Below are 12,790 nucleotides of genomic sequence, written 5' to 3' on the forward strand. Positions count from 1 at the left end.
ATGTGTGGACGCTACTTTCTCCTGTCGGACAGTGACGCGATCGAGGCCGCCTTCGGCGTGAAGCCCGACGTGGCGCCGCCGCCGCGCTACAATATCTCGCCCGGCCAGCCGATCCTGATCGTGCGCCAGGACCCGCTGACCTATGCCCCGAAGCGGGAGGTCGCCATGGTGCAATGGGGGTTCATCCCGGACTGGGCCAAGGAGCCGACCTTTGGCGGGGCGGGGGGCGGCGGGGCCGGGCCGTTCGTCAATGCCCGGGGCGAGACCGTGCATGAAAAAGCGTCATTCAAGAATGCCTATCGCCGCCGCCGCTGCCTCGTCATCGCCGACGGGTTTTATGAGTGGCAGCGCAGCGGCAAGGTCAAGCAGCCCTATCGCGTCGATCTCGGGGAGCCGGGCCTCGTCGCGTTCGCCGGGCTGTGGGAGCTGTGGCAGGGGCCGGACGGGAGCGAGGTCGAGACCGCCTGCATGATTACCCGCGCGGCAGGCCCGTCGATCGAGGCGATCCATCACCGCGAGCCGGTGATCATTCCGCCTGAGGGCTGGGATGACTGGCTGCACGCCGATGAGCGCGACATGAAGCTCTATGGCCGCTGGCTGGACCGTGATCCGCCGCTATGGACGCCGCATCCTGTCAGCCGCGATGTCGGGAATGTCGCCAATGACCATGCCGGTCTGCTGGCGGAGGTTGAGGTGGAAGAGGCGCCCGAGGAGCCGCAGCAGTTTGATTTGTTTTAGTGGTTACGGTTGTAGAGTTATCTTTTGCTCTTGAAGCTGAGCAACCATTTACCCGTTTTGGTGTCACCCGAAACTAATGGGCCTTCCCAGTCTTCCTCCAAAAACAACTCTAGCTCCCGGATAACATCGTTTTCGATTGAGTAGTCGGCACCCTCGGAATTAAATGCTGATTTCGCGAGTAATAAAGGTTCGCTCACCCCATATTTTCCACTATTTATGGCGTTTAAAATTGCCTCGAGCAGATATACTCTGCCGGTGGTGCCTTTGTCATGACCATCAGCGTTCAAAGCTCTGCGTTTAAATAGGTCCAACTTCTTTAAGGCTAGTAATGGTGCACCTTTCATGGCGGTAAGAATAACCTCATCCGCAAATTCGTCGAAGGTCGGAATTGCTGGAAATAGACTTTCAAGAATTTTATTGAACATCAATCCCTCCCTGAATATTCATAGTCACTACAAATAGAGAAACTAAAAATACTGAATCGTCAATATGCAGATTTCGAATTTTCCGCCTTAAATAGATGGATTATCTAAAAACTCCGTATGCAGATCGACAGTCGATTCATGGCCGATCCGGTCATAGGACTGGTTGAGCCACAGCTTCGCCGTCTCGCGGCCGCGCAGTTTCAAATCCTCGAAGAAATGCCAGTTGGTGTTGTATTTGGACGCGATGGAGAGGTCGCGCAGCACCTTGTCGGCGCGGATCGAGTGGAACAGAATGTTGGAGTAGCGGTCACGATATTCATCCTTCAGCATGTCGTCGTTGAGGAGGCGCTGGACGAAGGCGACGGCGCGCATCTCCTTTAGCAGCGACGAGTTGAAGGATATCTCGTTGATGCGGTTGTTGATCTCGGTCGCGGTCCGGGGGACTTCCTCGCGGCGGATCGGATTGATATGCACGACCAGAAGGTCGCGCGTCGCCCGGTCGTAGAATAGCGGAAACAGTGGCGGGTTGCCGGAAAAGCCGCCATCCCAATAGGCTTCACCGCCGATCTCCACGGCCTGATAGAGATAGGGCAGGCAGGCCGACGCCATGATCGCGTCAGCGGTGACCTCCTGCGTCTGGAACACCTTCACCCGGCCGGTGCGCACATTGGTGGCCGAGACGTAGAGCCGGCTCATCTTGCAGTTCTGCAGGACCTCGAAATCGACGATATCGGTCAGGATATCGCGCAGCGGATTAATCTTCAGCGGGTTGAACTGATAGGGCGAGATGGCGTGTACGAATGATTCCATCATCGTGAAGGACAGCCAGTCCGTCATCCGCTGCATTTCCGGGACATGGTCGAGCAGCGGGTTGGAAAAGATGCCCATATGGCTGTTGATCTGGCTGATCTCGTACCAGAACCGGGCGAGTTCCTTGCGCGCGGCGTCGGGGCCACCCTTGGCGAGGCCATAGCACATGACGGCGGCGTTCATGGCGCCGGCGCTCGCCGCCGTGATGCCGGCAAAATCGATCCGGTCATCCTCGAGCAGGTAATCGAGAACGCCCCAGGAGAAGGCCCCGTGGGAGCCGCCGCCCTGGAGGGCGAGGTCGATCAGTTTGCGCTCTGGCTGATCTGCCTTGCTACCTGGCATCTACTTGGCGACCCAGCCGCCATCGATATTGAACGACGCCCCATTGGCGCCGCCGCCGGCATCGGAGCAGAGATAGAACAAAAGGCCGTTGAGCTGTGCATAAGTGATGAACTCCTTGCTTGGCTGGGCTTCCAGCATCACGTTGTTCTTCACTTCCTCCTCGGTCATGCCGCGGGCCTTGGCCGTGTCGGCGATCTGGTTCTGGACCAGCGGGGTCTCGACATAGCCGGGACAGATGGCGTTGCAGGTGATGCCGTGCTCGGCCACTTCCAGCGCCACGGTCTTGGTCAGGCCGATGACGCCGTGCTTGGCCGCCACGTAAGCCGACTTGTACGGCGAAGCGACCAGTCCGTGTACGGAGGCAAGGTTGATGATGCGGCCGCTGCCCTGTTGCTTCATGATCGGCACGGCATGCTTGATGGTGTGGAAGGACGAGGACAGGTTGATCGCGATGATCGCGTCCCATTTGTCGTCGGGGAAGTCCTCGATCGGCGAGACCTTCTGGATGCCGGCATTGTTGATGAGGATATCGAGGGAGCCGAAGGCCGATTTGGTTTCCTTGATCAGCTCGGCGATCTGGTCCGGCTTCGTCATGTCGGCACCGTTATAGGCGGCCTTCACGCCATATTGCTCCTCGATCTCCTTGCGCGCCGTCTCGATCTCGCCGGCATCGCCAAAGCCGTTGAGCATGATATTGACGCCTTTCGAGGCCAGCCCGTGCGCGAATTGCAGGCCGATGCCCGAAGTGGAGCCGGTGATGATTGCTGTCTTGCCTTTGAGGTCTTCCATGATGCTCTCCAATGCTTGAATCCCGTGAGGGGAATTTAGGTGCATTGCAGCATCAGGCCAAGGGAGGCGTGTGAGATTCCCGTCAAAGGGGCGCGATCAGGCGGCCTTGCTGGCGCCTTTCGGCGCCGGCTGAGGGCGGGCGAACAGCCAGCTGTCCCCGCCCGAAGCCGATTTGCGGAAGGAATAGCCGTCGACATTGAAGTCTTTCAGGCCCTCGATGGTGTCGACCCGGTTCTCGATCGCCCATTTTGCCATCATCCCGCGGGCGCGCTTGGCGTAGAACATCAGCATGCGCGCGGTGCCGTCCTTCTCTTCCTTGAAGTGCGGCGTGATCACCGGTGCCTTCAGGGCGGCTGTGTCGACCGCCTTGAAATATTCGTTGGAGGCGAGGTTGAGGATGACCTGGTTCTCTTGGCCTTTCAGGGCCTTGTTGATTTCCTTCGCGATCCTGTCGCCCCAGAAATCATAGAGGGTCTCGCCGCGCGGATTGGCGAGCCTGGTGCCCATTTCGAGGCGATAGGGCTGGATCACGTCGAGCGGGCGCAGGATGCCGTACAGGCCCGACAGGATACGCAGATGGGTCTGGGCGTAGTCGAGGTCTTTCTTCGTCAGGGTTTCGGCCTCAAGACCCTGATAGACATCGCCGTTGAAGGCCAGCGCCGCCTGCTTGGCCTCGGCCGGCTTGCCGCGGGTCCTGAACGCCTGGAAGCGCTCGTAATTCAGGTCGGCGAGCTTGTCGGAAATGCCCATCAGGCGGGACAGGTCGGCCCGGGTCAGGTCGCGGGTGACCGAGGCGAGCGCGTTGGTGTCTTTCGACAGCACCGGCTTTGTTGCCTCGAGGCTATCGGGGGCGGGGGAGAAATCGAGATTCTTGGCGGGTGAGAGCAGAATAATCATGATGCCATAGATAGCCGCGCCGCCGGATTTGTCACCCCTTCTGACGGTCGAAGGCGGGCCGTCACCGGCGCAAATAAGGCATTTTCTTGATGCGGGAACCGGGGCGCGGTCTGGCTGTTTGGTTAACATCGACCAATTGCGGTCCGTTTCCGCGAAGGAGGATATCATGACCAGGATCAAATTACTCGCCGGTGCCGGCGCTATCGCCCTCATGGCAGCTGCCTGCACGCAGACCGGCAATATCGAGCGCAATGCCGCCATGGGGGCCGCCGCAGGCGCCGTCGCCGGTGGCGTTATCGGCAATAATACCGGTGATGGGGACGCCCAGACCGGGGCGGCAATCGGGGCGGCTGTCGGTGGTGCCGGTGGCGCCATGGTCGGCCGCGAGCAGGACCGGGCCCAGCAGCAGGCCGCGCCGCAGCGCCGCGATGCCTCCGGTCGCCCGCTCTACTACGAGGATTCTTCCGGCCGCTATTACTATGTCGACCAGCAGACCGGCCGGACCTATTACGAGAACGGCCAGCTGCGCAGTTATTAAACCAATCCCTCTGGAATAGTTTGCCCCTCGACTATTCCTGCGTGAAGGCCCGGCCCGGAGCAATCCGGCCGGGTCTTTTTTTGGCTCAGAGCAGCTTGCCGGGATTCATGATGTTTTTGGGGTCGAGCGCCTGCTTGATCGCGCGCATCATCCGCATCTCGGCGGGGTCCTTGCGCTCGGCCAGTTCTGCGCGCTTGAGAATGCCGATGCCGTGCTCGGCGGAAATCGACCCGCCATGGGCGATGGCCGTGTCATGGACCAGCCGCTCCATCTCTTGCGAGCGGGCCTTGAAGGCGTCGTGTTCGCCAGCCTCCGGACCCAGAATATCGTAATGGATATTGCCGTCGCCCATATGGCCGAAGGCGATGACCCGGGCGCCGGGCGCGGTTTTCTCGACCGCCTTGCCGGTCTCCTCGAGGAAGGCCGGGATGTCCTGCACCGGCACGGAGATATCGCATTTGACGCAGTAAGCCGGGTCTTTCTTCATCGCTTCGGAGACGTTGTGGCGGATCTGCCAGAGCTCGCCCGCCTGAGTCTGGTTCTGGGCGATGGTGCCGTCGAGGACGAGGTCTTTTTCCATCGCTTTTGCGAGCGCGGCCTCGATCTTGCCGGCAAGGTCGGTGCCGGACCCGCTGGTGAATTCCATCAGGGTGTAGAACGGTGCACGGGTTTCGACCGGGCGCGGCAGGCCTGGAAACTGTTTCAGGGTCAGGTCGAGGGTTGCGGCGCTGAGGAGTTCGAAGGAAGCCGCCATACCGCCGGTCTCGCCTTGCATGAGCGAGAGCAGGTCGACCGCGGCGCGGGCCGACGGCAGGGCGGTGAACACGGTCACGCTCTGGGCCGGGCGCGGATAGAGCTTCAGCACCGCGGCGGTGACGAGGCCGAGCGTGCCTTCGCCGCCGATGAAAAGGTGTTTCAAATCATAGCCGGTATTGTTCTTGCGCAGGCGGTTGAGGCCGTTCCAGACCGTGCCGTCGGGCAGCACCGCCTCGATGCCCAGCACGAGGTCGCGCATATTGCCATAACGGATGACATTCACCCCGCCGGCATTGGTGGAGATTATGCCGCCGATCTGGCAGCTGCCTTCCGAGCCGATGGACAGGGGGAAGAGGCGGTCGGCTTTCCCGGCTTCTGCTTGAGCTTCCGCCAGCGTCAGCCCCGCCTCGACCGTCATCGTGTTGTTGTCGGCTGAGACATCGCGCACGGCGCGCAGGCGCTTCATTGTGATGAGGATCTGCCCGTCCGGGACCTGGCCGCCGACGAGGCCGGTATTGCCGCCCTGCGGCGTGATGCCGATAGCGTGCTCATGGCACCAGGCGGCGATCTTCGAGACTTCCTCGACACTGGCGGGGGCGAGGATGATCGGTGCCGTTCCGGTCCAGCGCCCGCGCCACTCGGTCAGGTAAGGCGCGCTGTCAGCCTCCCCGATGACGCCCCTCGGGCCGGTGATGGCGGCGAGGGCGTCGATATGCAGTTGGTCGAGGACCATGAACCTGTTGCCTCCGGCTGACTCAAAAGGACGGGCGCAATGCCCGCCCTGATGATCTTAGGCCGGTTTCCTGAATTTCAACAGGAAGCGGTCCGTGTTGCGGCGAACCGCCGGGTCGAACACGCCCTTGGTGTAGTCGTCGCCCGGATTGGCGAGCGCGTCGGAGCGGGCTTCGAGCTGGAATCCAGCCGCCTCGGCGAGTTCGATGACGATCGCGGGGTCGATGCGGTGGGTGGTGCCGCCGGTCGTCTCCGGGTCGCCGGAGGCAGAGGCATGGTCGATCACGACGAAGGCACCGCCCGGTTTCAGCACGCGGAATATTTCGGCATAGGAAGCCGCCGGGTCGCCGAAGCCGTCCGGCTTGTTCTCCGGGAAGAAGTACAGCTCGTGCGGGCCGAGAATCCAGGTGACGAGATCGACCGAGGCATCGGCCGGTTCGAGATCGTCGAAGTCTGACCTGGAATAGGTGACATTGGCGAGCCGGTCATCGGCGAGGCGGTTGGTGACGGCATCGCCGAGGAAGGCGTCGAATTCCGCCGGGTTCTGCATGATGACCTCGCCATCCTCGCCAACGGCATAGGACAGCAGCTCGGTATAGTATCCGCCGCCTGCTTCGAGTTCCAGGACGGTCATGCCGGGCATCAGGTCCATGAAGGCGAGAACGGTGGCGGGCTTGCGCGATGCGTCATCGGCGGCATCGCCTTCCGGGCGGGAAGGGCGGCTCAGATATTGGGCATAGCCGGTGTCGACGGCCGTGGCCGTATCGGCGTCGTCAGAGACGACTTCCATCTCGACATCGGTATCGTCGGCCATTGCCATGTCGCCGGTGTCATTTTCAGCCACTTCAGCAGTCTCGGCAGGCGTCGTGGTTTCGGCGGTGTCGTCAGCTGGCTGGCCGCAGGCCGCAAGGGCGAGCAGGAGGGCGGCGGAGCCGAGCAGGGCGTATCTGGTGGTCATGGGTTTGGTGATCATGGGGGTCTCCCTCTCTAAGGTGCCTCCTCTTAAGGCATTTCGTGAAGGGGGAACAGGGCCTTGCTGCCAGTGGTTGAGTGAGACTGTCAGGTGGGCCGGTCAGCGCGGTGCCGCGGCGCGGCGCAGGCGGTCGTTGATGGCGATGCCGAGGCCTGTGTCCGGGATCGGCGCCACGGCGATGCGGTTGGCGGTGTCGTCGAGCCGGTGAAGGAAGGCAAAGAGATTCGCCGCTGCCTCGGTCAGGTCGCCGGACGGGCTGAGATTGAGAGCGCCGGGGGCGGTGGTTGCGCCGAAGCCGAGAAACGCCTCACCGGTCTCCGGTGCAGTTGCGTTGAGGCGCAACAGGGCCTTGGGCGCGTAATGGCTCTCCATCATGCCCGGGGCCAGAATCGTTCCGGTTTGCTCTTTCACCTCAACGCCTTGGCCGGTAATCTTCTCGATTTGCGCGACCGTGATGCTGCCGGGGCGCAGCAGGGTCAGGGTCTCGCCGACCGCGATAATGGTCGACTCGACCCCGACCGAGGACGGGCCATCATCAAGGATCATGTCGACCTTTTCGCCAAGAGCGGCCGCGACATGGGCGGCGCTGGTCGGGCTGAGACCGCCGGACGGGTTGGCGCTGGGGGCAGCAAAGGGCCGGCCCAAGGCGGCTAGGATCGCCTGTGCGGGGAGCGATTGCGGACAGCGGATGGCGACGGTGTCGAGCCCGGCGGTGACGAGCGTCGACAGGCCGCTATCGGGCCTGACCGGCAGGACCATGGTCAGCGGCCCGGGCCAGAAGGCGGCGGCGAGCGTTTCGGCCAGCGGGGAGATAACGGCATAGCGGGATGCCATCTCCAGCCCGGTCACATGGATGATCAGCGGATTGAAGCTCGGCCGGCCCTTGGCCTCGTAAATTCTGGCGACAGCGCGGTCGTCGGTCGCGTCCGCCGCGAGGCCATAGACCGTCTCCGTCGGCACGGCGACAAGCCCGCCGTCTGACAAGATGCGGGCGGCCTGTCCGGCGGCCTCGGGGCTATAGGCGACGATCGGGTGTGACATATCGGGTCATAACTGCAGATGAACTGCGCACAAGGCTACAAAAATCTGGGGCCGCTCTACTATAGTTCAGACAAAGATCGGAGTGACCCCATGACCTACAAGACGCCCGTGCGCGACATGCAATTCATCCTCGACCACATGGCCGGGTTCGACGCCGTGCGCCAGACCGGCGCCTGGGACGATCTCGGCCCGGAACTGGTCACCGCCGTGCTGGAGGAAGTCGGCAAGCTCGCCGACAATGTGCTGGCGCCGCTGAACCAGGCTGCCGACGAGAAAGGCGCGAGCCTGAAGGATGGTGTCGTCACCCTGCCGCCGGAATTCCGGGAGGCCTATAGCCAGTATACCGAAGGCGGCTGGGGCTCGCTCGCCTTCCCGGAGGAATATGGCGGCCAGGACCTGCCGCAGACGCTGGCGCTGTGCGTCTCCGACGCGCTGTTCGGGGCGTGCATCGGCCTGTCCATGGGCTTTTGCCTGACGACCGGCGCGGTCAAGGCGCTGCTTGCTCACGGTACGGAGGAGCAGAAGAAGCTGTATCTGGAGAAGATGGTGTCCGGCGAATGGGCGGGGACGATGAATCTGTCGGAGCCGCAGGCAGGCTCCGATCTATCGGTGATCCGCACCAAGGCCGAGCCGGCAGGCGATGGCCGCTACAGGATCAAGGGCAACAAGGTGTGGATTTCCTATGGCGAGCATGACCTGACGGAGAATATCTGCCACCTCGTGCTGGCCCGCCTGCCGGATGCGCCGGAAGGCACGCGCGGCATCTCGATGTTCCTTGTGCCCAAATATCATGTCAACGAAGACGGCTCGCTCGGCGAGCGCAATGATGTGCGCTGCACCGGGATAGAGCACAAGCTGGGCCAGCATCTCAGCCCGACCTGCCAGCTCGCCTTTGGCGACAATGAGGAATGCTATGGCACCCTCGTGGGCAAGGAGAATGAGGGCCTGAAGAACATGTTCGTGATGATGAACGCGGCCCGCATCGATGTCGGCATGCAGGCCGTCAGCGTCGCAGAACACGCCTTCCAGTCGGCGCTCGCCTATGCCCAGGACCGCACGCAGGGGCGGGCGTTTGGCGTGAAGTCGGGGCCGCAGGTGGCGATCATTCAGCACCCTGATGTCCGCCGCCAGCTCTATACGATGAAGGCGCTGACCGATGCCTCGCGCGCGATCTGCTATGCCAACATGGTCGCCCATGATGTCGCCCATCATTCGCCCGACTTGGAAACGGCGCGGCTCGCCAAGGAGCGCGAGGAATTGCTGACGCCGGTCTCCAAGGGGTTCTCGTCGGAACGGGCGATCGAATCGACATCGCTCGGCATTCAGGTCTTCGGCGGCATGGGCTATGTCGAGGAGACGGGCGCGGCGCAGCATCTGCGCGACGTGCGCATCTGCGCGATCTATGAAGGCACCAACGGCATCCAGGCGATCGACCTGATCGGGCGCAAGCTCGGCATGGGCGGCGGCAAGCTTGCCTATGATTTCATCGCCGAGGTGAAGGACAATGCCGATGCGCTGATGGCCTCCGGCACGGGCGATCTCGAGGCCATCGGCCAGCAGCTCAAGGCCGAGGCCGAGCGGCTGGAGGCGGTGACCCGCTGGATGGTCGAGGCCGGTGGTCGCGGCAAGGCAGAGGATGCCCTCGCCGGCGCGAGCGCCTATCTCGACCAGTTCGGCTATGTCGCTGGCGGGCATTATCTCGGCAAGGGCGCGCTGGTGGCTGCCGGGCTGGAAGAGGGCGATCGGGCCTATCACGCCGCGCGTATCGCCATTGCCCGGTTCTATGCCGACAACCTGCTGCCGCGCGCTGGCGCCTGCGCCACGGCGGCGATGGCGGGCGAACAGACCGTGCGGGAGATCGATCCGGCACTGCTGGCGGGATAATTTCGCCTTTCAATAGTCGTGATTGCAGTCCATCCTTGATGCCAAGGAGATCAAGAATGGCCTACATCACAAAGGTTTTCCCCTATGATGACGAAAACGGGATGGTGATCCTTCCTGATAAGCTGGTTGAGGAACTGGGGTTGAAGGACGGCGATGAGCTGATCTGCGCGCCGTCGTCAGACGGATCTCTTCTGCTTTCAAAAAAAGAAGGGACGGAATAAACCGTCCTCCATGCAACTCCTCCTCTACTACGCCAGCTATCTCTATTTTCTCGCCGTGCCGGTCATCCTGTGGCTGATGATCCGGAAGGACTGGCGCATGCGCAAGGTGCTGCTGGGGCTGTTTCTGGCCTTTCTCAGCGTTCTGGCCTATGCCCGCTTCGTTGAGCCGCGCATCCTTCTGGTGAAGGAGCATGAGCTGAATATCTGTACGGCGGCGGCTGTGGGGGAGGTGCGGGCGGCTGTCTTTTCCGACACTCATAACGGCATCTTCGACAATGCCATGCCGGTCCGCCGGATCGTGGAACGCGTGAACGGGCTGGACGCCGACCTGGTGCTGATCCCCGGCGATTTTACTTATCATCCGCCAGCGGAGGACTTGCCGGACCTGTTCGCGCCATTGGCCGATCTGACAGCACCGGCTTTTGCCACTATGGGCAATCACGATGTCGGCCTGTCGGGCGAGGACCTGACCCGGCCGCTGATCGGGACGCTGGACGCGCTCGGTGTCACCGTGCTCGATGGCGGTGCCGTGGCGGCAGAGGCCGGCGGCCAGCCGGTCAACATTATCGGCCTGCCGGACCATTGGGGCGCCCAGCGCGATGGCGACTGGGTAACGCCGGAGCCGCCCGCCCCAGGGGCCTTCACTTTCGCCATCGAGCACAATCCGGATGTCCTGGAAGAGCGCCGCACCCTGCCGGCGTTCGACCTGATGGTGGCCGGTCATACCCATGGCGGGCAGATCAATATTCCGTTAGTGACCTGCGCCCTGACCTTTGCCTGCGACACGTTGCGCTATGGCTATAGCGAGGAACGGCGCGGGAATCTGTTCGTTACCTCGGGCACTGGCATGGTCGGGCTGCCGATGCGGTTCAACGTGCCGCCGGTCATCGACATGCTGACGATTTCCTACGGGCCGTGTTAGCGCAGGCATGAAACTGCTCGCTTTCCTGATCGTCTGCGCCCTTGTGACCGCAGGCGGTTTTTATGTGCTCGACCGCCATGTGCCCGACCGGTTCAACCCGTTCGAGCCGCTGGCGATCGCTGACGCGCCGACCTTTCTCACCGGCATGAAGCTGACCCGCCTGCGCATGAATGGCGATGAATGCCGCGCCGTACTCGAGCAGAGCGACCTTGATGTCGAGTTCCTGCCGGACCGGGAGACGGGCGAGAATTGCGGCTTCGAGAATGTCGCGCAGTTGCGCCAGTCCAGCATTTCCTATGGCGGCGATATCACCCTGACATGCCCGGCACTGGTCGCCTTGGCGGTCTGGGAGGAGCATGACCTGAAACCGGCGGCGGAGGAGATGCTGGGCCGCGAGATCATCCGTATCCGCCATTACGGCACTTATGCCTGCCGCAATGTCAACAACCGCCCGGGTGGGCGGCGGTCCGAGCACGCCTATGCCAATGCCATCGACATTGCCGGTTTCGTGCTGGAGGATTCAAGCGAGATCTCGGTTCTCGACGATTGGGGCGACGACAGTGAGGCGGGCCGGTTCCTCGACACCGTGCACGAGCGCGCCTGCGAGCGCTTTGCCGTTGTGCTGGGGCCTGACTATAACAACGCCCATGCCAATCACTTTCACCTCGACATGGGACCGTTCATGACCTGCCGATGAGGCGGGGCGCTTAAAACCGTGGGGCCCCGCGTCATCAAACCGCTTTTCGTCGGCGCGCGGTCTTGGCATAACGGGACCATGACAACGCTTCTCTACAGCCATTCGGACTTTGGCCAGCACGAAGTCCCGCCCGGCCACCCGGAACGCCAGTCGCGCTATGGCGCGGTCGAGGCTGCGCTTTCCCATGGCGACTTCGACGACCTGATCCGCCGCGCGGCGCCGGAAGCGGCGTGGGACCGCATCGCGCTTGCCCATCCGCAGGCGCATATCGACCTGGTGCGCGCAAAGGCTCCGCAGGATGAGGGCTGGGCACAGCTCGATCCCGACACCTTCATGGGGCCGCATTCCCTGTCTGCCGCCCGTCGCGGCGCAGGCGCTGCCGTTGCGGCCGTCGATGCGGTGATGGCGGGCGAGGCCGACAATGCCTTCATCATCGCCCGGCCGCCGGGCCATCACGCCGAGCAGGACCGGGCCATGGGCTTCTGCGTCTTCAACAATGCCGCTATCGCCGCGCTGCATGCGCAGGCGGCCCATGGCTGTGCCCGCGTTGCGGTGGTCGATTTCGACGTCCATCACGGCAATGGCACGCAGGCCATTTTCTGGGACCGGGAGACTGCGTTCTTCGCGTCATCCCATGAATGGCCGCAATATCCGGGCACGGGCAAGCAGAGCGATCGCGGCCTCCACGACCAGATCGCCAACCAGCCCCTGGCGCGGGGCGAGGGCGGCCAGGCCTTCCGCCGCGCCTGGGGCGAGCGGCTGCTGCCTGCGCTGTCGGATTTCGCGCCGGACTTCATCGTCATTTCCGCCGGTTTCGATGGCCATGCCGCCGACCCGCTGGGCGGGCTGCAACTGGTCGAGGAGGATTTCGCCTGGGTCACCGTGGAGATCAGCGCGATTGCGCGGGACACCTGCGCGGGCCGCATCATCTCGGTACTGGAAGGCGGCTATGACCTTGATGCACTTGGAAAGTCTGCCGCAGCGCATGTGAAAGCGCTCGCCTCACCGGGCCAAATCGGCTAATC

At 62.8% G+C, this 12,790-nt stretch carries 14 protein-coding genes; 7 read left to right on the top strand and 7 right to left on the bottom strand.

Features of this window, described 5'->3' with window-relative positions:
- The gene (locus IEV88_RS02680; protein ID WP_188159742.1) at window positions 1-738 is read left to right on the top strand and encodes an SOS response-associated peptidase; all 738 of its coding nucleotides are present in this window, start codon (window positions 1-3) and stop codon (window positions 736-738) included.
- Window positions 739-755: 17 nt separating this feature from the next.
- Here IEV88_RS02680 and IEV88_RS02685 read toward each other — a convergent pair whose 3' ends face one another.
- From IEV88_RS02685 to yaaA, 4 genes are all read right to left on the bottom strand, one after another.
- Window positions 756-1,163 carry a hypothetical protein gene (locus tag IEV88_RS02685; protein ID WP_188159743.1) on the bottom strand — a complete coding sequence of 136 codons (408 nt, stop codon included), beginning with the start codon at window positions 1,161-1,163 and terminating at the stop codon, window positions 756-758.
- A gap of 87 nt (window positions 1,164-1,250) precedes the next feature.
- Window positions 1,251-2,315 carry a patatin-like phospholipase family protein gene (locus IEV88_RS02690; RefSeq protein WP_188159744.1) on the bottom strand — a complete coding sequence of 355 codons (1,065 nt, stop codon included), beginning with the start codon at window positions 2,313-2,315 and terminating at the stop codon, window positions 1,251-1,253.
- The gene (locus IEV88_RS02695; protein WP_188159745.1) at window positions 2,316-3,104 is read right to left on the bottom strand and encodes a 3-hydroxybutyrate dehydrogenase; all 789 of its coding nucleotides are present in this window, start codon (window positions 3,102-3,104) and stop codon (window positions 2,316-2,318) included. It abuts the gene before it with no gap.
- Window positions 3,105-3,200: 96 nt separating this feature from the next.
- Window positions 3,201-4,001 carry a peroxide stress protein YaaA gene (gene yaaA, locus IEV88_RS02700; protein ID WP_188159746.1) on the bottom strand — a complete coding sequence of 267 codons (801 nt, stop codon included), beginning with the start codon at window positions 3,999-4,001 and terminating at the stop codon, window positions 3,201-3,203.
- 166 nt (window positions 4,002-4,167) lie between these two features.
- Between yaaA and IEV88_RS02705 the strand changes: the two genes are divergently transcribed.
- The gene (locus IEV88_RS02705; RefSeq protein ID WP_188159747.1) at window positions 4,168-4,539 is read left to right on the top strand and encodes a YMGG-like glycine zipper-containing protein; all 372 of its coding nucleotides are present in this window, start codon (window positions 4,168-4,170) and stop codon (window positions 4,537-4,539) included.
- A gap of 85 nt (window positions 4,540-4,624) precedes the next feature.
- On the opposite strand, the gene IEV88_RS02710 is transcribed toward IEV88_RS02705, so the two are convergent.
- The 3 genes from IEV88_RS02710 to IEV88_RS02720 form a co-directional block, all read right to left on the bottom strand.
- Window positions 4,625-6,028: an FAD-binding oxidoreductase gene (locus tag IEV88_RS02710; protein ID WP_188159748.1), complete on the bottom strand. Its 1,404-nt coding sequence runs from the start codon at window positions 6,026-6,028 to the stop codon at window positions 4,625-4,627.
- A gap of 57 nt (window positions 6,029-6,085) precedes the next feature.
- A complete protein-coding gene (locus IEV88_RS02715; RefSeq protein ID WP_188159749.1) occupies window positions 6,086-7,000 on the bottom strand; it encodes a class I SAM-dependent methyltransferase in 915 nt (304 codons plus the stop codon).
- Between the two features lie 99 nt (window positions 7,001-7,099).
- The gene (locus IEV88_RS02720; protein WP_188159750.1) at window positions 7,100-8,041 is read right to left on the bottom strand and encodes an L-threonylcarbamoyladenylate synthase; all 942 of its coding nucleotides are present in this window, start codon (window positions 8,039-8,041) and stop codon (window positions 7,100-7,102) included.
- Window positions 8,042-8,131: 90 nt separating this feature from the next.
- Between IEV88_RS02720 and IEV88_RS02725 the strand changes: the two genes are divergently transcribed.
- The 5 genes from IEV88_RS02725 (at window position 8,132) to IEV88_RS02745 (ending at window position 12,788) form a co-directional block, all read left to right on the top strand.
- Window positions 8,132-9,925 carry an acyl-CoA dehydrogenase gene (locus IEV88_RS02725; RefSeq protein ID WP_188159751.1) on the top strand — a complete coding sequence of 598 codons (1,794 nt, stop codon included), beginning with the start codon at window positions 8,132-8,134 and terminating at the stop codon, window positions 9,923-9,925.
- Window positions 9,926-9,981: 56 nt separating this feature from the next.
- Entirely contained in the window at window positions 9,982-10,146 is a 165-nt protein-coding gene (locus IEV88_RS02730) for an AbrB/MazE/SpoVT family DNA-binding domain-containing protein (protein WP_188159752.1), read from the top strand.
- A 10-nt stretch (window positions 10,147-10,156) separates the two neighbouring features.
- Window positions 10,157-11,068: a metallophosphoesterase gene (locus IEV88_RS02735; RefSeq protein ID WP_188159753.1), complete on the top strand. Its 912-nt coding sequence runs from the start codon at window positions 10,157-10,159 to the stop codon at window positions 11,066-11,068.
- 7 nt (window positions 11,069-11,075) lie between these two features.
- The gene (locus IEV88_RS02740) at window positions 11,076-11,765 is read left to right on the top strand and encodes an extensin-like domain-containing protein (RefSeq protein ID WP_188159754.1); all 690 of its coding nucleotides are present in this window, start codon (window positions 11,076-11,078) and stop codon (window positions 11,763-11,765) included.
- Window positions 11,766-11,843: 78 nt separating this feature from the next.
- Window positions 11,844-12,788: a histone deacetylase family protein gene (locus IEV88_RS02745; RefSeq protein WP_188159755.1), complete on the top strand. Its 945-nt coding sequence runs from the start codon at window positions 11,844-11,846 to the stop codon at window positions 12,786-12,788.
- Window positions 12,789-12,790: the final 2 nt, after the last annotated feature.

It is taken from the genome of Aquisalinus flavus, assembly GCF_014640095.1.
Classification (GTDB): Bacteria; Pseudomonadota; Alphaproteobacteria; order Caulobacterales; family Parvularculaceae; genus Aquisalinus; species Aquisalinus flavus.